This window comes from Microcella sp. (assembly GCF_051860105.1).
Classification (GTDB): domain Bacteria; phylum Actinomycetota; class Actinomycetes; order Actinomycetales; family Microbacteriaceae; genus Microcella.
The window spans coordinates 1-23,992 of the sequence record NZ_JBHYEO010000008.1 but is presented as its reverse complement, the minus strand read 5'-3'; the positions used below and the strand labels follow the sequence as shown (position 1 = coordinate 23,992).

The 23,992-nt window shown below is 69.8% G+C and carries 22 protein-coding genes; 12 read left to right on the top strand and 10 right to left on the bottom strand.

The genetic code is table 11. The features are described 5' to 3' along the window. Positions 1 to 47: 47 nt before the first annotated feature. Complete coding sequence (locus tag ACTIE9_RS06260; RefSeq protein WP_439564719.1) at positions 48 to 404, top strand: PadR family transcriptional regulator; 357 nt, start codon at positions 48 to 50, stop codon at positions 402 to 404. Then, a complete protein-coding gene (locus ACTIE9_RS06255; RefSeq protein ID WP_439564718.1) occupies positions 401 to 1,363 on the top strand; it encodes a permease prefix domain 1-containing protein in 963 nt (320 codons plus the stop codon). The genes ACTIE9_RS06260 and ACTIE9_RS06255 overlap by 4 nt, the downstream gene beginning before the upstream one ends. A 4-nt stretch (positions 1,364 to 1,367) precedes the next feature. On the opposite strand, the gene ACTIE9_RS06250 is transcribed toward ACTIE9_RS06255, so the two are convergent. Beyond that, entirely contained in the window at positions 1,368 to 2,240 is an 873-nt protein-coding gene (locus ACTIE9_RS06250) for an acyl-CoA thioesterase (RefSeq protein ID WP_439564807.1), read from the bottom strand. Positions 2,241 to 2,298: 58 nt separating this feature from the next. Here ACTIE9_RS06250 and ACTIE9_RS06245 point away from each other — a divergent pair, with 58 nt between their 5' ends. Then, the gene (locus ACTIE9_RS06245) at positions 2,299 to 2,982 is read left to right on the top strand and encodes a hypothetical protein (RefSeq protein WP_439564717.1); all 684 of its coding nucleotides are present in this window, start codon (positions 2,299 to 2,301) and stop codon (positions 2,980 to 2,982) included. Here ACTIE9_RS06245 and ACTIE9_RS06240 read toward each other — a convergent pair. The 6 genes from ACTIE9_RS06240 to ACTIE9_RS06215 all read right to left on the bottom strand — a co-directional run bounded on the left by ACTIE9_RS06240 (position 2,979) and on the right by ACTIE9_RS06215 (position 11,680). Beyond that, positions 2,979 to 4,634, bottom strand: coding sequence for an FAD-binding dehydrogenase (locus ACTIE9_RS06240; protein ID WP_439564716.1), 1,656 nt, complete (start codon positions 4,632 to 4,634; stop codon positions 2,979 to 2,981). The genes ACTIE9_RS06245 and ACTIE9_RS06240 overlap by 4 nt on opposite strands. Before the next feature lie 4 nt (positions 4,635 to 4,638). Continuing rightward, positions 4,639 to 5,202, bottom strand: a complete 564-nt coding sequence (locus tag ACTIE9_RS06235) for a hypothetical protein (RefSeq protein ID WP_439564715.1) — start codon at positions 5,200 to 5,202, stop codon at positions 4,639 to 4,641. Next, positions 5,203 to 5,619: a globin gene (locus tag ACTIE9_RS06230; protein WP_439564714.1), complete on the bottom strand. Its 417-nt coding sequence runs from the start codon at positions 5,617 to 5,619 to the stop codon at positions 5,203 to 5,205. It abuts the gene before it with no gap. 26 nt (positions 5,620 to 5,645) lie between these two features. Continuing rightward, on the bottom strand, positions 5,646 to 6,653 hold the full coding sequence (locus ACTIE9_RS06225) for a mechanosensitive ion channel family protein (RefSeq protein WP_439564713.1): 1,008 nt from the start codon (positions 6,651 to 6,653) through the stop codon (positions 5,646 to 5,648). Positions 6,654 to 6,656: 3 nt separating this feature from the next. Continuing rightward, positions 6,657 to 9,200 (bottom strand): aminopeptidase N, encoded by a 2,544-nt coding sequence (pepN, locus tag ACTIE9_RS06220; protein WP_439564806.1) that lies wholly within the window; start codon positions 9,198 to 9,200, stop codon positions 6,657 to 6,659. 590 nt (positions 9,201 to 9,790) lie between these two features. Next, entirely contained in the window at positions 9,791 to 11,680 is a 1,890-nt protein-coding gene (locus ACTIE9_RS06215) for an amylosucrase (RefSeq protein WP_439564805.1), read from the bottom strand. A gap of 112 nt (positions 11,681 to 11,792) precedes the next feature. Here ACTIE9_RS06215 and ACTIE9_RS06210 point away from each other — a divergent pair, with 112 nt between their 5' ends. Both ACTIE9_RS06210 and ACTIE9_RS06205 read left to right on the top strand, forming a co-directional pair. Continuing rightward, positions 11,793 to 13,214 carry an NAD(P)/FAD-dependent oxidoreductase gene (locus ACTIE9_RS06210; RefSeq protein ID WP_439564712.1) on the top strand — a complete coding sequence of 474 codons (1,422 nt, stop codon included), beginning with the start codon at positions 11,793 to 11,795 and terminating at the stop codon, positions 13,212 to 13,214. After that, on the top strand, positions 13,211 to 13,555 hold the full coding sequence (locus ACTIE9_RS06205; protein ID WP_439564711.1) for a cupin domain-containing protein: 345 nt from the start codon (positions 13,211 to 13,213) through the stop codon (positions 13,553 to 13,555). Before ACTIE9_RS06210 ends, ACTIE9_RS06205 begins: the two co-directional genes overlap by 4 nt. 3 nt (positions 13,556 to 13,558) lie before the next feature. Here the strand turns inward: ACTIE9_RS06205 and ACTIE9_RS06200 are convergent, their stop codons facing one another. Continuing rightward, positions 13,559 to 14,335 (bottom strand): SDR family oxidoreductase, encoded by a 777-nt coding sequence (locus ACTIE9_RS06200; protein ID WP_439564710.1) that lies wholly within the window; start codon positions 14,333 to 14,335, stop codon positions 13,559 to 13,561. 92 nt (positions 14,336 to 14,427) lie between these two features. On the opposite strand from ACTIE9_RS06200, the gene ACTIE9_RS06195 reads away from it, so the two are divergent. The 7 genes from ACTIE9_RS06195 to ACTIE9_RS06165 are packed head-to-tail and all read left to right on the top strand — an operon-like array spanning position 14,428 to position 20,285. Continuing rightward, the gene (locus ACTIE9_RS06195) at positions 14,428 to 14,913 is read left to right on the top strand and encodes a ribose-5-phosphate isomerase (protein WP_439564709.1); all 486 of its coding nucleotides are present in this window, start codon (positions 14,428 to 14,430) and stop codon (positions 14,911 to 14,913) included. A gap of 26 nt (positions 14,914 to 14,939) precedes the next feature. Further along, the gene (locus ACTIE9_RS06190; protein ID WP_439564708.1) at positions 14,940 to 15,713 is read left to right on the top strand and encodes a hypothetical protein; all 774 of its coding nucleotides are present in this window, start codon (positions 14,940 to 14,942) and stop codon (positions 15,711 to 15,713) included. Further along, the gene (locus tag ACTIE9_RS06185; protein WP_439564707.1) at positions 15,710 to 16,645 is read left to right on the top strand and encodes a hypothetical protein; all 936 of its coding nucleotides are present in this window, start codon (positions 15,710 to 15,712) and stop codon (positions 16,643 to 16,645) included. Before ACTIE9_RS06190 ends, ACTIE9_RS06185 begins: the two co-directional genes overlap by 4 nt. Further along, positions 16,632 to 17,045 carry a hypothetical protein gene (locus tag ACTIE9_RS06180; protein ID WP_439564706.1) on the top strand — a complete coding sequence of 138 codons (414 nt, stop codon included), beginning with the start codon at positions 16,632 to 16,634 and terminating at the stop codon, positions 17,043 to 17,045. The genes ACTIE9_RS06185 and ACTIE9_RS06180 overlap by 14 nt, the downstream gene beginning before the upstream one ends. 57 nt (positions 17,046 to 17,102) lie before the next feature. Continuing rightward, on the top strand, positions 17,103 to 18,179 hold the full coding sequence (locus ACTIE9_RS06175; protein WP_439564705.1) for an Fpg/Nei family DNA glycosylase: 1,077 nt from the start codon (positions 17,103 to 17,105) through the stop codon (positions 18,177 to 18,179). Beyond that, positions 18,179 to 18,814, top strand: a complete 636-nt coding sequence (locus ACTIE9_RS06170) for an FMN-binding negative transcriptional regulator (protein WP_439564704.1) — start codon at positions 18,179 to 18,181, stop codon at positions 18,812 to 18,814. The genes ACTIE9_RS06175 and ACTIE9_RS06170 overlap by 1 nt, the downstream gene beginning before the upstream one ends. Further along, positions 18,795 to 20,285, top strand: coding sequence for an amidohydrolase (locus tag ACTIE9_RS06165; protein ID WP_439564703.1), 1,491 nt, complete (start codon positions 18,795 to 18,797; stop codon positions 20,283 to 20,285). Before ACTIE9_RS06170 ends, ACTIE9_RS06165 begins: the two co-directional genes overlap by 20 nt. A gap of 23 nt (positions 20,286 to 20,308) precedes the next feature. Here ACTIE9_RS06165 and ACTIE9_RS06160 read toward each other — a convergent pair whose 3' ends face one another. Together ACTIE9_RS06160 and ACTIE9_RS06155 are read right to left on the bottom strand one after the other, a co-directional pair. Continuing rightward, positions 20,309 to 20,794: a Dps family protein gene (locus tag ACTIE9_RS06160; RefSeq protein ID WP_439564702.1), complete on the bottom strand. Its 486-nt coding sequence runs from the start codon at positions 20,792 to 20,794 to the stop codon at positions 20,309 to 20,311. 81 nt (positions 20,795 to 20,875) lie between these two features. Beyond that, positions 20,876 to 23,992 (bottom strand): SCO7613 C-terminal domain-containing membrane protein (locus ACTIE9_RS06155; protein WP_439564701.1); only part of this gene is annotated, 3,117 nt, incomplete at its 5' end.

Below are 23,992 nucleotides of genomic sequence, written 5' to 3'. Positions count from 1 at the left end.
CGATGTTTCGTTGACAATACTGTGTGACACACAGTAACGTGTCGGCCGTGAGCACTTCGTCCCCTAAACTGTCGGCCCTTGACGCTGGCCACCTGCAAGAACTGCGACGCGGCACGGTCGTGCTCGCGAGCCTGCTCGCCCTGCGCACGCCCGGCTACGGCTACGCGCTGCTCGAGCAGCTTGCCGAGGCCGGGGTCGATGTCGACGCCAACACGCTCTACCCGCTGCTGCGCCGACTCGAGAGCCAGCAGCTGCTCACGAGCGAGTGGAACACCGACGAGAGCCGGCCCCGCAAGTTCTACCGCACCAGCGTCGAGGGCGAGGCCCTCGCCTCCCGGCTGCTCGACGAATCCCGCCGCATCACCGACGCCCTCGTGCGTCTTTCTGAAGGAGGAGCATCGTGACCACCCCCACCCTGACCGAGCGCTACGTCGCCGCGGTCGTGCGCCGACTGCCTGAGAAGGGCCGCTCTGACGTGGCGACCGAGCTGCGGGCATCCATCACCGATGAGATCGAGGCGCGCGTCGAGGCCGGGTCCGCCCCTGAGACCGCTGAACGGGATGCCCTCACCGCGCTCGGCGACCCCGACCGCCTCGCCGCGGGCTACGCGGGTCAGCCGCTGCACCTCATCGGCCCTGCCGTGTACCTCGACTGGCGCCGGCTGCTGACGGTGCTGCTGAGCATCGTGCTGCCCATCGTGGCGGGTGCTCTCACCATCGCGCAGGCGCTCGCTGGGTCGGGCCCGCTCGAGATCGTGGCGAACGTCGTCGGCACCGTCATGAGCGTCGGAATCGCGCTGGTCTTCTGGGTGACGGTCGTGTTCGCGCTGATCGAGCGCACGGGTGCGGGTGATCGCCCAGTGGTCGCGTGGTCGCTTGATCGCCTGCCCGACTCGTCGGCGAAACCGCAGGTCGGGGTCGATGTGCTCGTCGGGGGTGTTCTCGGGCTGCTGTTCCTCGTGGCGGGGCTCGTCGCCCAAACGGCCTTCCCGGCCTTCCGCGACGCCGACGGCGCCGCGATCCCGTTCCTGGCGCCCGAGCTCTGGGCGTGGTGGATTCCGTACTTCGTCGTCGTGCTTGTGGCCGAGCTCGTCTTCGCGATCGTGCTCTACCGCCGTCGTGTATGGAGCCTGGGGCTCGCGGTGGGCAACATCGTGCTCACTCTGGCGTTCGCCGTACCGATGATCGTGCTCCTGCTCACCGACTCCTTCGTGAACCCGGCATTCTCGGCTCAGCTAGCAGACGTGCCCGAGCTTCTGCGGCTCGGCGAGCAGACCATGGTGGTCGCGGCGATCGCGCTCGGGGCGATCGCTCTCTGGGAGTGCATCGACGGGGTGCTCAAGGCCGCTCGCGCACACCGCTAGGGGGTCACGCCTCGGGGATGCGCACCATGCCCTCTTGCGCGACACTCGCGACGAGCATCCCGTCGCGGGTGAAGATGCGCCCCTGCGACAGCCCGCGGCCGCCTTGGGCGCTCGGCGACTCTTGCACGTAGAGCAGCCAGTCGTCGACGCGCGCGAAGCGGTGCCACCACATCGCGTGGTCGAGGCTCGCCATCTTCAGCCCGGGCGTCGCCCACGTGGCGCCGTGCCGGCGCAGGATGGGTTCGAGGATCGTGTAGTCGCTCGCGTAGGCGAGCGCCGCGCGGTGCAGGTTCTCGTCGTCGGGCAGCGGCGCCGTCGTGCGGAACCACACGGCCTGGTGCGCGACGGCCTCGGGCCCGGGGGCGAAGTAGATGGGGTCTTCGACGTGCCGCAGATCGAACGGTCGGCTGTTGGCCCAGTACTGCGCGACGGGGTGGTCGATGGGGCCGAGAATCTCGCGCGCGCTCGGCAGGTCGTCGGGGTCGGGGATTCCGGCGGGCATGGTCGCCTGGTGCTCGAGGCCGGGGTCGACGTCTTGGAAGCTCGCGATCATCGAGAGGATCGGCGCGCCGTTCTGGTACGCCTGGGTGCGCCGCGTCGAGAACGAGCGGCCGTCGTGGATGCGGTCGACCGAGAACGTGATGGGCTGCTCGTCGTCGCCGGGCCGCAGAAAGTACCCGTGCATCGAGTGGATGAAGCGGTCGGCCTCGACCGTGCGCATCGCCGCGAGCACGGCCTGCGCCGCGACCTGGCCGCCGAAGACGCGGCGCTGCGGGGTCCACAGGCTCGGCGCTGTGAAGATGTCTTCCCGCGTGCGGGCCTCTGTGTCGGTCAGGGTGAGAGCAGCGAGCATGTCGGCGACGGGGTCGCCGACCATGGGCTCAGTGAACACGGGGTCACGAGGGGTATCGGTCACCCGCGTAGTCTAGAGAGCGATGAACGCGTCGTTCACCCTCTCCTCACTCCCCGCCGCGCAGGATCTCTCGGTGCTGCTCGCGCGTGCGTCGCGCCTCGACGAGGCCGGTGCGGTGCGGCTGATCGCCGACAGCGGCGTGCTCGCCGTGTATGTCGCCGTCATCACCCCGAAGGGCCTGCTCGACCGTGGCCCGACCGTGCTCGGTCTGCGCACGCTGGCACTGGCCGAGGGTGCGTTCGATGTCGTGGTGCCCATCCGGTCGCTGCAGGTGCGGGTGGATGCCGCGCTCGCGGCGATCACGGAGGGCGCCGACCCGACGACCCCGGTCACGATCGGCCTGCCGGCCGCCGTGAGCACGATCGTGTGGGCGGGCATCTCGCCTCCGCGTGGCGGCTGGCAGCGGATGGCCCCGCTCGCGCCCACGGGCTTCGCGGCCGCGGCCCGCGCGGGCATCGAGGAGGTCGCGACGGCGATTCCTGAGGGCACGGGTGAGCAGATCGTGCATCGCGTGCGCAGCGAGGTGTGGGGGCGCCCTCTGCCCGAGGCCGAGCACCTGCCGGCCGGCACGGCCTTCGCGCTCGAGAGCCTGGGGTTTCTCGGCGACGACCTCGTGCAGCAGTTCGCGACGGGTCCCTGGATCCGCCTGAGCACCGCCCGCGGGCACGTGCTCGTCAAGCAGAGCGCCTGGTCGCTGGCGGGCTAGCTGCGGGCGATCGCTCGCCCCGCTCGCAGCCCCGTGTGCAGGCACCCGCCGAGGAAGGTGCCTTCGAGCGAGCGGTAGCCGTGGACGCCGCCGCCCCCGAATCCGGCGGCCTCGCCGACCGCGTAGAGCCCGTCGATCGGCGTGCCCGTCGCGTCGAGCGCGCGGCACTCGAGGTCGGTTTGGATGCCGCCGAGGCTCTTGCGCGTCAGCACGTGCAGCCGCACGGCGATGAGCGGGCCGTGCTTCGGGTCGGTCAACCGGTGCGGCGGCGCGACGCGGATGAGCCTGTCACCCCGGTACTTCCGCGCGCCGCGGATGGCCGTCAGCTGGGCGTCTTTGCCGAACGCGTTGTCGAGCATGCGGTCGCGCGCGGCGATCTCGTCGCGCACGCGGGCGACGTCGAGCGGGGCATCCGGTTCGAGGGCCGCCATGCGGGTGACCAGTTCGTCGACCGAGCTCGCCACGATGAAGTCGGCGCCCTTCTCCTTGAACGCCTCGACCGGGCCTGTCGCGCCTTTGCCGAGCCGCTGCCGCAGCAGTTCGCGCACGCTGCGGCCCGTGAGGTCGGGGTTCTGCTCGCTGCCGCTGAGCGCGAACTCCTTCTCGATGATCGACTGCGTCGTGACGAACCAGCTGTGGTCATGGCCGGTCGTGCGCAGGTGCGCGAGCGTGCCGAGCGTGTCGAAGCCGGGGAAGAGCGGTGTGGGCAGGCGGCGGCCGGTCGCGTCGAGCCACAGGCTCGAGGGGCCGGGCAGGATGCGGATGCCGTGCTGCGCCCACACCGGCGAGTGGTTCTGGATGCCCTCGACGTAGTGCCACATGCGGTCGCCGTTGATCAGGCGCGCGCCGGCCGCCTCGGCGATGCCGAGCCCGCGGCCGTCGACGTGCGCGGGCACGCCGCTCACCATGTGCTGCGGGGGAGTGCCGAGCCGCTCGGGCCATGACGCCCGCACGAGGTCGTGGTTGCCGCCGATGCCGCCGGTGGCCACGACGACCGCGTTCGCCTCGAGCGCGAACTCGCCGACCTCGACGCGGGTGGAGGGCGCGCCCCGCTCCGCGTCGTCGGGGGCGAGGATGCTGCCCCTGACGCCGACCACGCGCCCGTCGGTCACGGTCAGGGCGTCGACCCGGTGACGGAAGAGCAGGGTGACGAGGCCGGCATCCACCCCGCGTCGCACCGTCGCGAGGAAGGGCTCGAGAATCGCCGGGCCCGTGCCCCACACGATGTGGAAGCGCGGCACCGAGTTGCCGTGCCGCGTCGCCGTGTCGCCGCCGCGCTCGGCCCAGCCGACGACCGGGAAGAGCCCGATGCCCTTCTGCTTCAGCCACGCGCGCTTCTCGCCCGCGGCCCACTCGAGGTAGGCGTCTGCCCAGGCTCGCGCGTGGTCGTCCTCCGGCCGGTCGAAGCCCGCGGTGCCGGCCCAGTCCTGCCGGGCGAGCTCGATCGAATCGCGGATGCCCATCCGCCGCTGCTCAGGACTGTCGACGAGAAACAGCCCGCCGAACGACCACCACGCCTGCCCGCCGAACGTCGCCTCAGGCTCTTGATCGACGATCGTGACCCGCTTGCCGGCATCCACCAGCTCGGCGGCGGCGACGAGGCCTGCGAGGCCCGCGCCGACGATGATCGCGTCGCTCAGGGGGGTGCTCATCTCGCTAGGGCCCGAACGTCACCAGGTCGAGGTTGTCGATCGTGAGCTGCACGAGCACGATGCTGAGCACGACCCCGGCCACGAGGCCGGCGACGAGTGTGGCGATCGTGATCCACATGACGTCGAGCCCGCGGCCGGTGCGTCGCTTCGCGACGACCGCGCGGCCGATGGGGTAGACCGCGTAGCTTACGGCGAGCACGAGGAACATCCAGGCCCAGTGGAACGGCTGCGGCACACCGCGCCGCTTCAGCTCTCGCCAGTCGAGGTAGGCGAACCAGATCAGCAGCGCATTGCCGATCCAGCCGAGCGCGATGAGCGCGACATAGCCGGGGGAGAAGAGCGCGGCGGTGGCACCGAGGCCCGTCGTGTCGGTGATGCTCGCGACGATGAACGACTCCCAGTCGATCAGGAAGACGGGCAAGAACTGCACGATCGGGATGACCAGGATCAGCCAGATCCAGGGGGTGGAGGGGTCGGTGCCCTCCGGGGCGCGCAACTGCGCGGCGGGGGTGGCCGGCGTGTAGGGGTCGGGCCGATACGGGTCGGGCTGGGGGGCGGCGTCGGTCACTTATGTCTCCTCGAACGTGTTGACCATGGCGAAGGCGGCTCGCTCCAGATAATCCCACAGCGTTGCCTCCAACAGGGGCGGCAGCGCGAGGCTCTCGACGGCGGCGCGCATGTGGCCCAGCCAGCGGTCGCGGGCATCCGGATTGATGTGGAAGGGGTTGTGGCGCATGCGGAGTCGCGGGTGACCCCGCTGCTCGCTGTAGGTGCCCGGGCCACCCCAGTACTGCTCGAGGAAGGCCGTGAGGCGCCAGATGGCGCCCTCCATGTCGTCGTCCGGATACATCGGCTTCAGCACCGGGTCGGCCCCGACACCCTCGTAGAACCGCCGCACGAGCCGCTCGAAGGTCTCGTGGCCGCCCACCTGCTCATAGAAGGTGCTCTGCGGGTCGTCAGCGTTGCGCTGGCCGAGTTCGACCATGCGTCAGTCCTCCTTCACAGCGGCCATCACAGGTCGCTGTCTTCCGGCGGCGTGACGGGGCGGCGGCTCGCGCGCGAGGCCTCGCGCGCGTCGATGCCGTCCATGACGATGCGGTTGAGCGAGGGCACGGCCACGCCCAGCTCGTCGAGGGCGAGCTTGAGCCGCAGGCGCAGGGCGCGCGCCATGTCGAACTGGTCGCCCGAGCGCACCTTCATGACCAGGCGGATGACGAGGGCCTCGGCCGAGATCGACTCGATGCCCCAGATCTCGGGCGGCTCGAGCACTTTGCGCTTGAACTCGGGCTCGTCGGCCATCGCGTTGGCGGTGGCGAGCATGACCTCTTGCACCTCGTCGACGTTCGAGGTGTAGGGCGCGGGCAGGTCGATGATGACGCGCGCCCAGCCCTGCGACTTGTTGCCGACGTTGATGATCTCGCCGTTGCGCACGTACCAGAGCACCCCGCCGACGTCGCGAATCTGGGTCACGCGCACACCGACGATCTCGACGACGCCGCCCACCGGCCCCTGGGTCGACTGCAGCTCGACGATGTCGCCGACGCCGAGCTGGTCTTCGAACACCATGAAGAGACCGTTGAGCATGTCTTTCACGACGTTCTGGGCACCGAAACCGAGGGCGGCGCCGAGGATGCCCGCGGAGGCGATGAGTGCCGTGACCGAGAAGTCCAGCTCGCCCAGCACGAGCACGATCGCCACCGCGACGATCGCCCAGGTGACGAGGTTGTTGAGCACCGTGCCCATCGTGCGCGTGCGCTGCACGACGCGCACGGCGTGCAACGGCGAGGCGCTGAGCTCGACCGTGTCGTCGACGTTCTGCGCCTTCTTCACGCCCGAGACGACGCGGTCGACGACCCGGCGGATCACGACGACGAGCACCCATCGCAGCACCACCGCGCCGACGATGACGCCGACGATGCGGAACGGCGCCTCGTAGGTGGTCAGGAAGTCGGTGATGCCGCGCCAGGCGGCAGCCCAGTCGACGCCCGTGCCGTCGTCGGTGCCGGTCGTCAGCATCATCGGCTAGACCCGGTCGCGCGCCTGCGCGGCGAGCGCGCGCTCGACGCCCGCGAGATTCTCGGTGACGAGGCGCCGCAGCGCGGGGGCCGCGTCGGTGTTCGCGTCGAGCCACCCGCGCGTCGCATCCACGAGCTCCTGCGAGGCCAGCGGCGCCGGGTACAGGCCCAGCACGATGTACTCGGCGATCGCGTGCGTGCGGCTCGACCACACCTCGGTGAGCGCGTCGAAGTACGGCTGCACGAGCCCCTCGAGCGAGGCCGGGTCGTTGACGTGCGTGTAGCCCATGGTCGTCATGCGCACGACGACGTTCGGCAGATCGTCGCGCGCGACGAGCGAGTCGAAGGCGGCGCGCTTGTCGTCGGCGCTCGGCAGGGCGGCGGCGCTGCGCGCGGCCGCCTGCTGGCCATTCGACGTGTTGTCGCGCTCCAGCGCGGTCTCGATCTCGCTGTGGGATGCGGCGCCGTTGAGCGCCAGCCCCTCCAGCAGCTCCCACTCGAGGTCGGTGTCGATCGTGACGCCGGGCAGCGTGATCGAGCCGTCGCGCAGCCCGCGCAGCGTCTCGACGTGGGCGGGCGTGCTCGCGACATTGGCGAAGAACTTCACGAACTGGAACTGGCTGTCGCTGCCCGCCTCGGCGCTCTGCGCGAGCGACCACAAGGCGTCGCCGATCTCGGCGATGATGCCCGGGCGCGCGGTGGGCTCGACGTACATGCGGGCCACGGTCAGCAGCTGCGTGAGGGTCGTGCGCACGGTGGTCGACTCGGTCTCGGTCGCGATGTTGCCGAGCACGAGGCGCACGTAGTCGCGTGCGGCGGTCTCGGCGTCGCGCGTCGAATCCCACGCCGAGCCCCACACGAGCGAGCGGGCGAGCGGGTTCTCGATCTTCGACAGGTGCTCAATGGCGACGGCGAGCGAGTCGTCGTCGAGGCGGATCTTTGCGTAGGCGAGGTCGTCGTCGTTGAGCAGGATGAGCGACGGGCGCGGCATCCCAACCAGCTCGGGCACCTCGGTGCGGGTGCCGTCGACGTCGAGCTCGAGGCGGTGCGTGCGCGTGAGCGCACCATCCACGAGGTCATAGAACCCGACGGCCATGCGGTGCGGCCGGATCGTCGGGTAGTCGGGGTGCGCGCTCTGCAGCACCGCGAAGCTCGTGATGACGCCGGCCTCGTCGACCGTCAGCTCGGGGCGCAGGGTGTTGACGCCCGCGGTCTCGAGCCACAGCTGCGACCACGTCGACAGCTCGCGGCCGCTCGTGGCCTCGAGCTCGCTCAGCAGGTCGGTGAGCTCGGTGTTGCCCCAGGCGTGCTTCTGGAAGTACTGGCCGACGCCCGCGAAGAAGGCGTCTTGGCCCACCCACGCGACGAGCTGCTTGAGCACGCTGCCGCCCTTGGCGTAGGTGATGCCGTCGAAGTTGACCTGCACGTCTTCGAGGTCGTTGATGGTCGCGACGACGGGGTGCGTGCTGGGCAGCTGGTCTTGCCGGTAGGCCCAACTCTTCTCCATGGCCTGGAAGGTCGTCCACGCCTCGTGCCACTCGGTGGCCTCAGCCGTGGCGATCGTCGACGCCCACTCGGCGAACGACTCGTTGAGCCACAGGTCGTTCCACCACTTCATCGTCACGAGGTCGCCGAACCACATGTGGGCGAGCTCGTGCAAGATCGTGACGACGCGGCGCTCCTTGACGGCGTCGGTCACCTTGCTGCGGAACACGTAGACCTCGGTGAAGGTGACGGCACCGGCGTTCTCCATGGCCCCGGCGTTGAACTCGGGCACGAAGAGCTGGTCGTACTTCTCGAAGGGGTAGGCGACGCCGAACTTCGACTCGAAGTACTCGAAGCCCTTGCGCGTGATGTCGAAGATGTAGTCGGCGTCGAGGTACTCGAAGAGGCTCGCGCGGGCGTAGATGCCGAGCGGGATGCTGCGGCCGTCGCTGCTCGTCAGCTCGCTGTGCACGCTCTGGTAGGGCCCCGCGATGATCGCGGTGATGTAGCTCGAGATGCGCTTGGTGGTCTGGAAGACAGTCGTGGCGGCGTCGCCGTTCTCGGTGCGGCTCTTGACGGGGGAGTTGGAGACGACGATCCAGCTGGCGGGGGCGGTCACGGTGAAGCGGAACGTCGCCTTGAGGTCGGGCTGCTCGAAGACCGCGAACACGCGGCGGCTGTCGGGCACTTCGAACTGCGAGTAGAGGTAGACCTCGCCGTCGACGGGGTCGACGAAGCGGTGCAGGCCCTCGCCGGAGTTCGTGTATTCGTGGTCGGCGACGACCGTGAGCACGTTGTGCTCGGCGAGTCCGTCGAGCTGGATGCGCGTGCCGTCGGCCACGGCGGCCGCGTCGAGCGCGACCCCGTTGAGCGTGACGCTGTGCACCGTGCGGGTGACGGCGTCGATGAACGTGCTCGCGCCCGCGGTGGCCGAGAAGGTCACGGTCGACGTCGACCGGAACACCTCGTCACCCGTGGTCAGGTCGAGCGAGACGTCGTAGCTCTCGGTCTCGACGAGGGCCCTGCGCTCGTGCGCTTCGACGCGGGTCAGGTTCTCTGCGGGCACGGCGGCAGCCTCCTTGGGGCAGTGTGCTGATGAGCACGGGATTCGGGATGCGCGGCTCGTGGCCATGCGCTTTCAGCGTAGTGCGGCTTCGTCTGAGGGCTAATCTCTGAGCCCGGGGCCAAAGCAACAGGCTCATGCCTTGCATGACCCGTTGCGCTTCCCCATACAGCGTGAGAATGCATAGACAAGAATTGAAACCACGGAATCTCGTTGTGATTGCTAGTTCATGGAGAAGGAAGCCACAGTGTCGAAAGCGGCGGCGAGAGTCACATTGGTTGTGGCGCGAACTCTTCTTGTCGTTGCAGGCCTATCGAGCACAGTGATGATCATCACAGTGAGGACACAGCCTGTAGTCGCCTGGACGTGCGCCATCGTGGCCGTCTTGGCCGTCATTGGACTGGTGATCGCCAATCGGCGCCTCAAGCGGCTGGGGCTCGACGAGATCGGTGCTGTCGGCCCTCTGGACTAGGTCGTGATTGACCTGTCCCAAATTTCATGGCGCGCGAAGATCTTGTCTGCCTGCGTTGGGCCGAGCTTCGTTTCGGCACAGTCCACAGAACCGGCAGGTGCCAGCACGTATGGCCCTGTGTTCAGCCGCGCAGCCAGACCACTCCGTGGGCGGGCAGGGTGAGGCCGGCGCGCAGGTCGTGGCGGGCATCCGTCAGCAGGTCGGTCATGGTGGCGGGCAGGCCTGAGAGTGTCAGCGCGTCGATGGTCTGGGGCTCGTCGGCGACGTTGGCGAAGCAGACCACCGGCCCCTGGGGCCCCGGCCGCTGGTAGCCCAGCACGTGCGGGTTTTTGGTGTCGAAGCCGATGAGGGTGCCCCCGCTTAACTCCGGGGTCGCGCGGCGCACCGCGATGAGGTGCTGCAGGCCCGAATAGATGCGGCCGGCGTCGGTCGAGGCGTCGGTGCGCTGCGCGTAGCGCTCGGCGGGGTAGGTCGGCCGGTGCGCCCAGCGGCTGTCGTCGGCGTGGCCCGGCTCGTCGGCCCAGTGGGGGTCGTTGAGCTGGCCGACCTCGTCGCCGAGGTACAGCAGCGGGATGCCGCCGGTCGAGAGCACGATCGAGTGGGCGAGCAGGATGCGGCCGATCGCTCCGGCGTCGCCCGCCTCGAGGCCCGCGAGCGAGGCCGTCGTGCCCGAGATGCGGCAGTCGCCCGTCTTCGGATTGTCTTGGAAGGGGATGCCGCGGGCGAAGCTGCCCGGAAACCGGTTGACGAAGAAGCTGTTCAAGAACCGCCGGTGCTCGAAGCCGTCGATGCCGAGCTCGGCGGCATCTTCGTCGGCGAAGGTCCACCCGATGTCGTCGTGGCTGCGCACGTAGTTGACCCACGCGGTGCCCTCGGGCAGATTGTGGCGCCGGTCGAGGGCCTGCTGCAGCAGCCGGGCATCCCGCGTGGCCAGCGAGTTCCAGATGAGGGCCATCTGCAGCGGGTTGTAGCTGATGCGGCACTCGTCGACCGAGATGTACTCGACGACCTGGTCGGGGTGCACGATCGCCTCGCTCTTGAACATCACGGCGGGCGCCGCGATGCGCAGGGCCGCCGTGAAGGCCTGGATGAGCAGGTGCGCCTCGGGCAGGTTCTCGCAGCTCGTGCCCAGCTGCTTCCAGATGAAGGCGACCGCGTCCATGCGCAGGATGTCGACGCCCTGGTTGGCGAGGAAGAGCATCTCGCCCGCCATCGCGCGCAGCACGGCGGGGTTGGAGTAGTTGAGATCCCACTGGAAGGTGTGGAAGGTCGCCCAGATCCACCGCTCGGCCTCCTCCCGGCTCGGCACGGTGCCGTCGCGGCGGGGGAAGGGCACGAAGCTGCCCGGGTGGTCGTCGGGGAAGATCTCGCGCACCGTCGCCTCGAAGGCGTCGGGCTGCTCGCGGCCGTCGAAGACCCAGTAGTAGTTCTCGAACTCCCGCTCACCGGCGATCGCGCGCCGGGCCCACTCGTGCTCGTTCGACGTGTGGTTGAAGATGAAGTCGAGCACGAGCACGATGCCGTTGGCCCGCAGCTCGGCGGCGAGGCTCTGCAGTTGCGCCATGTCGCCGAGGGCGGGGTTCACGGCGCGGTAGCTCGACACGGCATAGCCGCCGTCGCTGTTCTCCTCCGGCGCCGCGAAGAGCGGCATGAGGTGCAGGTAGGTCAGGCCCAGTTCTCTGAAGTACGGGATGCGCGCCCGCACGCCGTCGAGGTTCTCGGCGTAGCGGTCGACGTAGCAGACGCCCCCGAGCATTTGGTTCGACTGGAACCAGTCGGGGTCGGCGAGGCGCGCGTCGTCGAGCGCCCGCAGCTCGGTGGGGCGCTGCTGCCACGAGGTCGCGAGCAGGTCGACGAGCGCGGCGAGCTCGGTGTCGAGGTGCAGGCCGGCGCCGTAGATGCGCGTGAGCAGGCTCGTCAGGCGCGGGGCCTCGGCCTCGACGCGGGCGGCGAACCGCGCCCACTCGGCGGGGTCGGTCTCGGGGCGGCGCGCCTGGTCGAGCGCGTGCATCCACTGTTCGGTGCGTCCTTGTTCCGTCTGCGGCACGATCGCCAGTCTAGGTCGGGGTCGTGGCGGTCGGCCCAGTATTGTCCAGGTGGACAACTCGTGAGAGCATGAGCGCATGCACACGACCGTCTTCGAGCGCAGCCGCCCCGACGCCCGCCTGATCGCCGAGAGCCTCGAGGGTTCGCGGCTGCAGCCGTTCTGGCTCGACGACCTGCCCGAACGGCCGGTTCGCCCCGCGCTCACCGGCCGTGAGACGGCCGACCTCGCCGTCGTCGGTGGCGGCTACACGGGCCTCTGGACGGCGCTGCTCGCGAAGCAGCGCGACCCCGACGCCCGCGTCGTGCTGCTCGAAGGCAAGCGCATCGGCTGGGCCGCGAGCGGCCGCAATGGCGGCTTCGTCGAAGCCACCCTCACGCACGGCGCTAAGAACGGCGAGACCCGGTTCCCCGACGAGCTCGCCACGCTCGACCGGCTCGGCATGCAGAACCTCGACGAGATCGAGGCCACGGTTGAGCGCGAGGGCTGGGCGGTCGACTTCGAGCGCGTCGGATCCATCGCCGTCGCGACCGAGCCCTACCAGGTGGCCGAGCTCGCGGCCGCGCACGACGGCGAGCACGAACTGTTCTTCGACGCCGCCGCGATGCGCGCGCAGATCGCCTCGCCGACCTATGAGGGCGGGCTGTGGTCGACGCGGGATACGGCGCTCGTGCATCCCGGAAAGCTCGCGATCGCCCTCATGCGCGCGTGCCTCGATGCGGGGGTCGAGATCTTCGAGTCGAGCCCCGTCAGCGACCTCAGCGCCGAGCGCGACGCCGTCACGCTCAGCGTGCGCGGCGGCGGCACTGTGCGGGCCGCACGCGTGGCGCTCGCGACCAACGCGTTCCCCTCCCTGCTCAAGCGCTACCGCCTGCACACCGTGCCGGTCTACGACTACGTGCTCATGACCGAACCGCTGACGGATGCCCAGCTCGCCTCGATCGGGTGGCAGGGTCGGCAGGGCGTGGCCGACAGCGCCAACCAGTTCCACTACTACCGCCTCAGTACCGACAACCGCATCCTGTGGGGTGGATACGACGCGATCTACCACTTCGGCGGGCGCATCCGCCCGGAGTACGACGACCGCCGCGAGTCGTTCGAGACTCTCGCGAGCCACTTCTTCACGACCTTCCCGCAGCTCGAGGGTGTGCGGTTCAGCCACCGCTGGGCCGGCGTCATCGACACGTGCAGCCGCTTCTGCGCCTTCCACGCCACCGCCCACCAGGGGCGCGTCGCCTACTCGGCGGGGTTCACGGGGCTCGGTGTCGCCGCCACGCGCTTCGCCGCGAACGTCATGCTCGATCAACTCGCGGGCGAGACGACCGAGCGCACCTCGCTCGACATGGTGCGCAGCATGCCGCTGCCGTTCCCGCCCGAGCCGGCCACCTACCCGGCCGTGCAGTCGGTGCGCTGGGCGCTCGACCGCGCAGATCACAATTCGGGAAAGAGAAATGTGTTCTTGCGCACGCTCGACGCGGTGGGTCTAGGGTTCGATTCGTGAGCCTTCCCCTCGACGCCGCCACCGTGCTGCAGGCCCTCGAGCTCGAACTCGAGCACGAGCCCGTCGACCCCGACCAGGTGGTCGACGGCGACCCGACGACCGGCATCGCCGCGCTCGCCGAGCTCGACGACTGGGAGGTCGGTGTGTGGGAGATCACACCCGGCACCGTCACCGACGTCGAGGTCGACGAGGTCTTCATCGTGCTGCGCGGCCACGCCATCCTGCGCCGCGGCGACGGCTCTGAGGTCGAGCTGCGCGCCGGCTCGGTCGGCCGTCTCGACGACGGGGAAGAGACCGAGTGGCGCGTGCTCGAGACCCTGCGCAAGATCTACATCGCGTAGCGCCTAGAAGGTGCTGTCGCCCCGGATCACCACGTCGCTGCCGCCGTCGACGAACACGATCTGCCCGCAGAGGTGCGAGTTCTCGACGCTCGTGAGGAAGCCGAGCAGGTTCGCGACGACGGCGGGGTCGGCGATGCCGTTGAGCGGCATCGGCACCATCTCGAGAATCGCCTTCGACGACTCCTCCGTGGCGGTGAACGAGTCGGTCATCGGTGTGCGGATGATGCCCGGCGCGACCGCGTTGAGCGGAATCCCCGCTCCCGCCCACTCGGGCGTTGCGGCGTTGCGGCGGATCCAGCGCACGAGCGCGCGCTTCGTCGAGCCGTAGATCAGGCCGCCCTTTCCCTCGTCGAGCAGCTGCTGCGCACGGTGCAGCGCGGCCGGCTCGTCGTGCGCGAGGCACGCGTCGACGAGTTCGTCGTCGACCGGGAAGAGCGAGGCCATGGATGCCGTGGCCACTGCGCGCGGAGCATCCGCCCCCGATAGCAGCGGCCGAAGACCCTCGAGCGTCGCGAGCGCACCGAAGTAGTTCACCGCGACGGTGGCGGTGGACTCGGTCGCGAGCCCCGCGTTGGCGACGACCGCGTCGATGCGGCCGCCGCTGAGCTCGGTGACGTGGCGCACGAGCGCCGCGCGGCCCTCGTGCGTGGTGAGGTCGGCCGTGATGTCGGCGTCGTGCAGATCGACCCCGATGACGCGGTGGCCCTGGCCGGTGAGCAGCGCGGCAGTGGCGGCTCCGATGCCGCTCGCCGCGCCCGTGATGACGTAGGTGCGAGTCATGGTGGTGACTCCTCTCGAATCGGTGGCGCCAGCCTGGCACTGGGGCTCTCTCGACGACAGGGGCGAACGTCCTGCCCTCGTAGAATCGACCCATGCGCATCCACGTGGCGACCGATCACGCCGGCCTCGAGTTCAGCCAGACGGTGCGCGAGCACGTCGCCGCCCAGGGGCACGAGGTGCACGACCACGGGCCGCAGCACTACGACGCGCTCGACGACTACCCGAGCTTCTGCATCAACGCCGCCCGCGCCGTCGCGCGCGACCAGGCGGCGGGCCTCGAGGCGCTCGGCATCGTCTTCGGCGGGTCGGGCAACGGCGAGCAGATCGCGGCCAACAAGGTGCAGGGCATCCGTGCCGCCCTCGTCTGGAGCGAGGCGACCGCGACCCTCGCCCGCGAGCACAACGACGCCAACGTGATCGCCATCGGCGCCCGCCAGCACTCGGTCGATGAGGCGCTGCGGTTCATCGACCTCTTCATCGGCACGCCGTACCCGGGCGAGGAGCGCCACGCGCGCCGCATCGCCCAGCTCTCCGAGTACGAGACCACCGGCGCGATCGCCGGGCACGAGATCGTCTAGCTAGTTGGAGCTTGTATATTCCTAATGTGAGCAGTCGTCGGCCTCGAGGAGAACTCTGGGTACAGGGAGCTCGAGCCATTGAGACAGTCGCGGCTGCCACCGTTCCCAAAACTGCTGAGGCCTGGCCGGAACTGCTCTTTCACAGGTTCACAGGGAATTTCCTCTCTATCGGCTCCACTGACTCAACGGTCGAGGCGGAGCGACTGCTCGATCTTGACCCCAGTGTGTACTTCTACGTCAACGCTCCTCATCCGCACTTCGGTCAGCATGTGACCGTCTTTGCGGTGGATGACGTAGTCGATAGCCGATACGTTCACGTTTCGCCTTTCGATACAGGCGGACTTGCGCTGGGATACATACCGCTAAAGAAGGCTGCGGGAAGGAACGAGCGACGCTTGTTCGTTCAGCTGCATAGTTTCGAGCACGACAGGTACTGGGTTCCATTCTTGACATGGGTTAGGAAGGCCTTTCGTAGGTTCGCAGGCTACGTTGAAGCGCGAGTGCCGGGTCACCATTTCTTGGATGAAGTAGACCTGGAAGCCTGCACAAGCGCGCAGGCATGGTTCTGGGAAGCACGCGTTCACAAGATGCGCACGCTACCCGCGACTCCGAGAATCCGGAGGGTGACGCTCGGCCCGGGCGACCGTAGGCGATTCATGGAGTGGCTGTCCACTTTCGGCGCACACGATTCCGCCGAGGCTCTGGACATTGCCAAGCGATTCCGCCGACTCTCTGAGGAAAGTCCAGACCCAGTCAAAGCGGCGACGATGTATCTTCTGGACAAGGGGGTCAGAAGATGAACGATGTGCTCGTTGGCTTCGTCATGGACCCATTTGGCTATGAGGCCGACTTTCTTTGCGCGGCCCCGGTGGTCCGACGGTCTGGGTCCCAGGGCTTCAGCTTGGAAGTTGGCGCGATCGACGGGTGGTTCCCGCGCGAATCGAGGAAGCTCGCAGACTCCGACCTGCGCTTCGTGGTCCACATTCCCGAGCGTGCTCAAAAGACAATCGAGGTCGGTGAGACTGTGTGGGCTCTCGGTAGCCTTGCCCACCAGGCGCTAATGCACGATGAGGTGGACCCGGGCGTGCGCCTGCCGGTGGGCGGGTGGCCTGTGGCGGGGCGCGGTTATCGTTGGACCATCGGAACTCGTGAGGATTTTCTGCTCCGGTCTGGAGCCTTTGCGAATCAAATGGCTCGTGTGCTGAAGCGACAACTGCGAGACCAAGGTCACGTGAAGCCACTGGAGCTTCAGCGTCAGCTCTACGCACGGCTCGAAGGGGTTCAATCGAAAGAGCGCCTCATTCTTCTCGGCCTCATCGCGAAGACAGATCTGGACTCGGTCAGGCTCGACCTGCTTCGCTTCGAGTACTTCCGCGATGCGAAGACGCTTTTGCGTGGGCGCTGGTTCTTCGACCGTGCCGTGCGCAAGCTCGAGGACGAGCTACTCGAGTCCTCGCGACTAGTCCGGCGCCCTCAAGAAGAAAACGGGCAGAAGTCAGTCAGAATCGCGGGATCTAAGCCTGTGTTCGTCCAGTACAAGATTGTTTCTGGTGATGGTCAACGCATGGACCTTCGGCAGGTTGAAACGCAAGACCTCACGGCTGCGCTTCGAAAGGTTGATTCAGAGCACTTCGGTCGCGCATACCGCGCGCTGGACGCGGCGGATTCAGCAATGGAGTTCATGAACGATCTTGATTCGAAGGGAGTGAGCGGTCCGAATGAGCGAATCTAGTGGCGAAGCGCAGAAGCCTTCTGAATACGCTGAGACGCCTCTCGAGTTTTGGCAGCTCATGGAGGCGGAACGACGGCGAGACGAGACTGACTACATAGAGTTCTCGAGCAGCCCCAACTACGAGACGGCGCTACGCGAGGTATTCCAAGACTATGAGTCGCGGGAGTCATTCGTCCCCGGGCAGCTTGTTCAGTGGAAGCCTAGGATGAAGAACCAGAGGTTTCCTCTCTACGGCAAGCCCGCAGTCGTGATGAAGATGATCGACACAGATGCTCCCTTGGACTTCACCATTGACGGCGGCACCGAAGCGCGAGACATAGTCCTCGGGTTCTTGGACGGGGATGGCGACTTGCGGACTTACGCTTACAGCTCGCTTCGATTCACCAACTGGGACTCCTAAGCGGGGCGAAAACTAGCGGAACTTTCGAGCGCCGCGTCTAAGTCGAAAGCATCTAAGGTGCCCGAGGGCCACTCCGTCCATCGCATCGCTCGGCAGTTCGCGCGGCACTTCGTCGGCGAGCCCGTGCGGGTCAGTTCGCCGCAGGGCCGTTTCGCCGAGGGCGCCGCGATCATCGACGGCCGCACGATGACCGAGTCGCGCGCCGTCGGCAAGCAGATGTTCCTCGAGTTCGACGACGCCCTGTGGCTGCGCGTGCACCTCGGCATCTACGGCGCGTGGGATTTCGCTGGCGCGGTCGCAACAGCGACCGCGCGCCCAGTGCCGAGTGCGTTGGGAGCGGAAGAGGATGCGGCAGGTCGGGATTACCCGAGCCTGATCAATGGTCGCATGGGCCAGACGAACATGACCGGCACCGACCCCGATGAGGCACGGGATGCTCGCACGACGGTCGTTGGCGAGCACGAGGCATCCCTCTCATCGATCGGGGCTCCCCGCCGCACGCGCTTGCGCATGGCCGAGGCCGAGAAGGAGAGCGTGATCGACGACGCTGCCCTCAGCGGCTTCCCGCCCGAGCCCGTCGGCCAGGTGCGCGTGCGCCTGCTGACCGACCGAGCGGTCGCCGACCTGCGCGGGCCCACCGCGTGCGAGGTGCTCGATGCGGCCGGCGTGCAACGGGTGATCGATGCGCTCGGCCCCGATCCGCTCGTCGACGACGCCGACGCGGGGGAGGAGCGTATGCTCGCGCGCATCCGGGGCCGCCGGGTGCCGATCGGTCTGCTGCTCATGGACCAGTCGGTAGTGAGCGGCATCGGCAACGTCTACCGCGCCGAGATCCTCTTCCGGGCCCGCCTCGACCCGCACGTCACGGGCGCCGCGCTGCCCGACGACGTCATCCGCGACCTGTGGCGCGACTGGCGCTACCTGCTGGGTGTGGGCGTCGAGACGGGCCAGATGCTCACGATGGACGGCCTCGACGACGAGGGCCAGCGGGCCGCCCTGCGCAATCGTGCCGACCGGCACTGGGTCTACAAGCGCGAAGGGCTGCCGTGCCGCATCTGCCGCACGAGCATCGCCCTCGAGATCGCCGCAGGGCGCAAGCTCTACTGGTGCCCGAGCTGCCAGGCAGGAGTCTGATGCGCCACACACCGCACTACCTCATGACCGAGCCCGATGAGGTGCGCCAGCTCATCCGTGACAACCCCTGGATGACGATCGTCTCGAGCCCGCCCGGCAGCGGCATCGTCGCCTCGCACTACGCCTTCCTGCTCGACGAGCAGGCGTCGACGGGCGACGAGATCGTGCTCATCGGGCACGTCGGTCGGCCCGACGAGCAGGCGCACGGGCTGGGATCGCACGAGGTGCTCATCATCGTGCAGGGCCCGCACGGCTACATCTCGCCGAGCTGGTACGCCGAGGGCGACATCATCCCCACCTGGAACCACGTGACGGCGCACCTCTGGGGCACCCCCGAGATTCTGACCGACGAGCAGAACCTGCAGGCGCTCGCCGAGCTGACCGAGCACTTCGAACGGCACGTCGTCAACCCCCGGGGCCTGCATCTCGACCCGGAGTATTCTCGACGGGTAGCCCTCGGCACGGTCGGGGTGCGCGTGCGAGTGACGCGGTTCGACGCTCGCGCCAAGCTCAGCCAGAACAAGGCGCCCGAGGTCATCGAGCGCATCATCGACGAGCTCGAGGGCGACGGGCCCTACAACCACCCCGGGCTGGCCCGCGAGATGAGGAGACACCATGACGCGCGCGATTCGTAATGCGCGACCGCTCGGCGGCCACGACCCGATCGACATCCTGATCGACGACGGCGTCATCGTCGGCATTCTGCCGGCCGGCATCGAGGCGGCGGTGCCCGACGACATCGACCTGCAGGGCCGCTTCATCATGCCAGGGCTGTGGGACGAGCACGTGCACCTCACCCAGTGGGCGCAGCACCGTCGCCGCATCGACCTCGCGCCCGCTGAGAGCGCCGCCGAGGCCGCCGCGATCGTGCGGTCGGCCCTCGCGCGCGGCGAGGCCCGCGACGCGGTCGTCGTCGGTGTCGGCTTCCGTGACGGTCTGTGGCCGGATGCGCCCAGCGCGGCCCTGCTCGACTCCGTCGCGCCCGATCGGCCGATCGTGCTGGTCAGCGCCGACGTGCACTGCGTCTGGCTCAACAGCGCTGCGCTCGTGCACTTCGGGGTCGACGTCACGTCGGGAGCCGACGGCGACGGCGTGCTGCGCGAAGACGCCGCCTTCGCGATCACCGCCCGGCTCGACAGCGCCCCCGATGCCGAGCTCGACCGCTGGGTCGCCGAAGCGGCGGCCGAGGCGGCCGCGCGCGGCGTCGTCGGCGTGGTCGACCTCGAGATGCGCTGGAACCGCGACGACTGGGCCCGCCGCGTCGCCGCGGGCTTCGACGCCCTGCGCGTCGAGTTCGGCGTCTACCCCCAGCACCTCGACCGGGCGATCGAGCTCGGCCTGCGCTCGGGGCAGCCGCTCGCCGGCACCGTGAGCGTCGGCCCCCTCAAGGTCATCACCGACGGCTCGCTCAACACCCGAACCGCCTACTGCTGCGACCCGTATCCGGATGCTCCCGCCGAGGCCTACGGCCGCCTCAACGTGCCCCCCTGCGAGCTGCACCCGTTGCTCGCCCGGGGCAGCGAGGCGGGCTTCGAGCTCGCCGTGCACGCGATCGGCGACGGCGCCAACCGTCTGGCTCTCGACGTGTTCGCCAAGCTCGGCCGCGGGGGACGCATCGAGCACGCGCAGCTCGTGCACGACAGCGACTTCGCCCGCTTCGCGACCCTCGGGGTCACGGCGAGCGTGCAGCCCGAGCACGCCGTCGACGACCGCGACGTCGCCGAGCGCTACTGGCCCGGGCGTACGCGCCGCGCCTTCGCGCTGCGCTCGTTCCTCGACGCGGGAGCGCGCATCGTGCTCGGCTCCGACGCCCCCGTCGCGCCGCTCGACCCCTGGGTGGCGATCGCGGCGGCGACGAGCCGCACGCGCGACGGCCGGCCGGCCTTCCACGCCGAGCAGTCGATCACGGTCGTCGAGGCGCTCGCGGCCTCGACCCGCACCCTCGTGGCGCTCGGCGAGCCCGCCGACCTCGTCGCGCTCGATGTCGATCCGCTCGCGGTCGCGCCGGAGTCGCTGCGCACCATGCCGGTGGCGCTGACGATGCTCGCGGGGCGCGTCACGCACGCCGATGCGCCCCTGCGCGCGGAAGCGGCGCTCGAGGTCTAACTCGGCGCCGCCCCGCGTGCGAACTACTTCGCGATGTGGGCGAAGAGGAACCAGCGGTCCTTCTCGAGCGCGGCGGTGATCGCGATCGCGAGGTCTTGGCTCACGGGGTCGATCTCGTCGAGCTCGTCGATCGCGGTGCGCAGCGTGACGAGGGTCGCGTCGATGCCGGCGATGACCTGGGCGATGAGCGCATCCGTCGACTGGAAGCCCTCGCTCACGGCGGGCACCGTCGTCGAGGCGCCGATCGTCGCGACGCGCGCGTCGAGCGGCTGGCCGAGCGTGACGATGCGCTCAGCGGCGAGGTCGCTGAACTCACGGGCGTGATCGACGAGGGCGTCGAGCAGCTCGTGCACGGGCATGAAGTTCACGCCGCGCACGTGCCAGTGCGCCTGCTTACCTTCGACGGCGAGCGCCATGAGGTCGATGACGACGGGGGTGAGGTGTTCAGCGACGCCCTTCGTGAGAGCGGCGGTCGTGGCGCCCTTGGGCGCGGCGGTGACGGTGGCCATGGAGAACGTCCTTCCTTCGTGGGGATGAGATCCGTCCACCGTAGAACAGGCGCTCTGCAGCCCGCTGGGGGTTGACAGGGCTCAGCGCAGCTGGCTGATGCGAGTCGCCGCATCGCGCACGTTCTTCATCCGACGCTCGAAGCGCGCCGCGATCGCGATGATGAGCACGCCGGCGAGCCCGAGCCACAGCCACCATTCCACCGACCGGCCGACCAGGTCGAGCAGCGGCCAGCTCTGCACCAGGAGGTGCACGAGCAGCACCACGCCGCCGATGACGAAGGGGGCCTGCAGCCGTCTCCAGAGTGCGGCGACGAACACGGATGCGGCGGCGATGCCGAGAGCCACGGCCCGCCACAGCGGCTCGCCCGCCCCATCGATCGCGAGCAGCGACGGCACGAGCAGCACGGCCACGCCCGGGCCGAGCCACGGCCAGCTGCGCGCGGCGGGCGCGGCGTCGAAGTGCATCGTGCCGATCGCCAGCAGGGCCAGCGCGAGGGGGATGCTCACCAACTCGACGGGGTCGACTGCGCCCACGAGCCCGAGGGCGCCCGCGCACAGGGCCGCCGTGCCGATCATCGCGGCGGTCGCCGCATCGCGCAGCCGACCGTCGGCGAGCACGCGGGCCGCGACAGCCACCGCGCTCGGCACGATCACGATCAGGGCGGCGCGCACGAGGTCGCCACCGCCCAGCGCGCTGCCGCCCGCGGCCACGATCAGGTCGAGCGTGTGGGCGAGAGCGAGCAGGGCGAGGGCCGCGAGCCCTGCTGCGACCAGCGCCGTGCTCATGCCGGGCAGGCGCGCATCGATGCGGCGCTCGGCGAGCAGCGGCACGACCGTGAGCGCGACGGCCGCGATCGCGACGATCATGACGCGAGCATCCGTGCCCTCGACGCTCTGCACCGCCGAGGGGACCAGGGCGACGAGCAGCGCCGCGCCGGTGAGCGGCGCCGCTGAGCGCGGCGGTGCGGATGCGCGGCGGCGGCCGAGCACGGCGCTCGCGGCGACGACGAGCAGCATCGCCCCGGCGAGCGGCAGCACGTAGGGGTCGGGGGCGGTCTCGCCCGCGTCGGCGAGGCGGATCCAGAGCGCGATCGTGGCGATGCCGAGCGCGACCCAGCCGATGAACCGCCGCGGCGAGGCGGAGCCGATGAGCCCGTCGCGACTGATGCTGATGACGAGCGCAAGCACGGCGAACACGAGCACCGGCAGCCAGAGCAGCTCGGGCCGGGCGGTGCGCACGGCGGTGTCGAGCACGAGCACGGCGCCCGCGAGCGCAGCGCCGACATCGCCCACGAGCCGGGGGAAGCTCCCGCTGGAGACGGTCCCGCGCACGGAGCGCGTGCGGGCGTCGAGCGCGCGCCCAGCCGAGTCGTGCGCGGGCGCGACGAGCAGGGCGACGGTCGCGATGACGATGAGGGCACCGATCGCGATGGCGGCGACGACGGCCGGGTCGAGTGCGCGCCCGTCGACGGCGAGCACGATCGCGCGAGCGGCCGCGATCGGGATGAGCGCGCGAGCGATCAGCCGCTCGCTTGTGCCGCCCCGCACGGCGACGAGAGCGAGCGCCGCGACGACCAGTGCCAGGGTGGTGGCCTCATCGAGCGCCGGGAGGTCGACGGCGAGTGCCGCGATCACGCCCCCGACGAGGGCGACCACCCCGACGACGGAGCGTTCGAGAGCGGCGAGCCGCCCGAGCTGGCTCGCCGCGATGACGATCGCGACCGCCGCGAGCACGGCGCTGCCGGGGCTCAGCTGCAGGGCTGGTGCGGTGCGGGCGAGATCACCCGCGAGCTCGGGCATCGAGCTGAGCACGAGAGCGGTCGCGAGGGCGAGGAACCCCGCGCGCAGCGGCACGAGCGGTGTGGCGGGGCGGGCGACCACGATCGCGAGCAGCGCAATGACGAGACCCACGACCCACCCGCGCGGCACGGCCCACCCGGTGAGGAAGGCGCCGAGCGCGGCACCCGTGCTGAGCGGGATGAGGAGGGCGATGATCGCACGGCGAGCATCCGGAACGGCGATGCGACCGGCCGGGCGCAGCCCGGCGGCGGCGCCGATGGCGAGCACGCCGAAGACCAGCATCACGATCCACCAGGCGGGCAGCAGCGGAACCGCCGCGACGAGCACGATGCCCGCGATGAGGGTGACCGCGCGCGCCCGTCGCACGAGCACTCCGAGCGTCGCCCAGTTCAGTGCGACGAGCCCGAGGGCGAGCGCGAGGGCGCCGATCGCGGCCACCGTCGATCGTTCGCCGGAGGTGACGGGGTCGCCGATGCCGAGCGGGATCACCTCGAGGCCCTGGGTTGCGGCCTCGACGAAGGCGGCGACGGCCACGACCATCGCCAAGCCTCCCGCGATCGCCCCGAGGGCGGCCGCCGCGACCGTCGCGGAGGCGTTCGCGACCCGCCAGGGCGAACCGGCAGCCGCACGGCGCCAGCCCTGCTCGGCGATCACGGCGACGAGCGTCGCCGCGATGAGCGGGGCGCTCACGATCACCCGGTCTTGCTCGAAGCGGGCTGCCGAGATCACGGCGCCGACTACCGCCGCGAGCGCCGCACCCGAGCCGATCGCCGCGAGCGCGAGGGTGTCGAGCGGCCGGCGGGCGTCGCGCGCGGCGGCACGGCGGAGGGAGGGGGCGAGCGTCGCGACGTGCGTGAGCGCTGCACCGGCGAGAACCAGCCCGGCGATCGCGGGGGAGTACCGAGCGCCTGGGTCGAGATCGATCAGCAGAGCCAGGGCGGCCACCGAGAACAGGGCGCCCGCGGCGAGAGACACGATCTGCGCGGCACGGCGCGCCAGGGCGCGGCCCGCCGGAACGACCATCCACGACGCGGCGGCCACGATGACGCCGGCGATCGTCGCCGCCGTTTCGGCGGCCGTGCCCGCGGGCGGCAGGAGTTCGCGCACGAGGTGCCCCGTGCTGAGCGCAGCGCCGAGCGGCAGCAGCGCCGCGGCGGCGACACCGGGCATGCCGAGGGTCGAGAATCGCGACCACAGCGCGGCGGTCGCGCCGACGATGAGCAGCGCTGTGCCCCAGTAGATGCCCGCGTCGGTCGAGCCGAGCCCGCTCGGGTCGTTGAGCCGCAGGGCCCACGCGTCGAGCACGAGCATGACGGTGCCGAGAGCGGCGACTCCCTCGGCGGTCGACGTGAGGCCGCGGCGGCCCAGCACGCCCGCGGCGATCATGGTCGCGAGGGT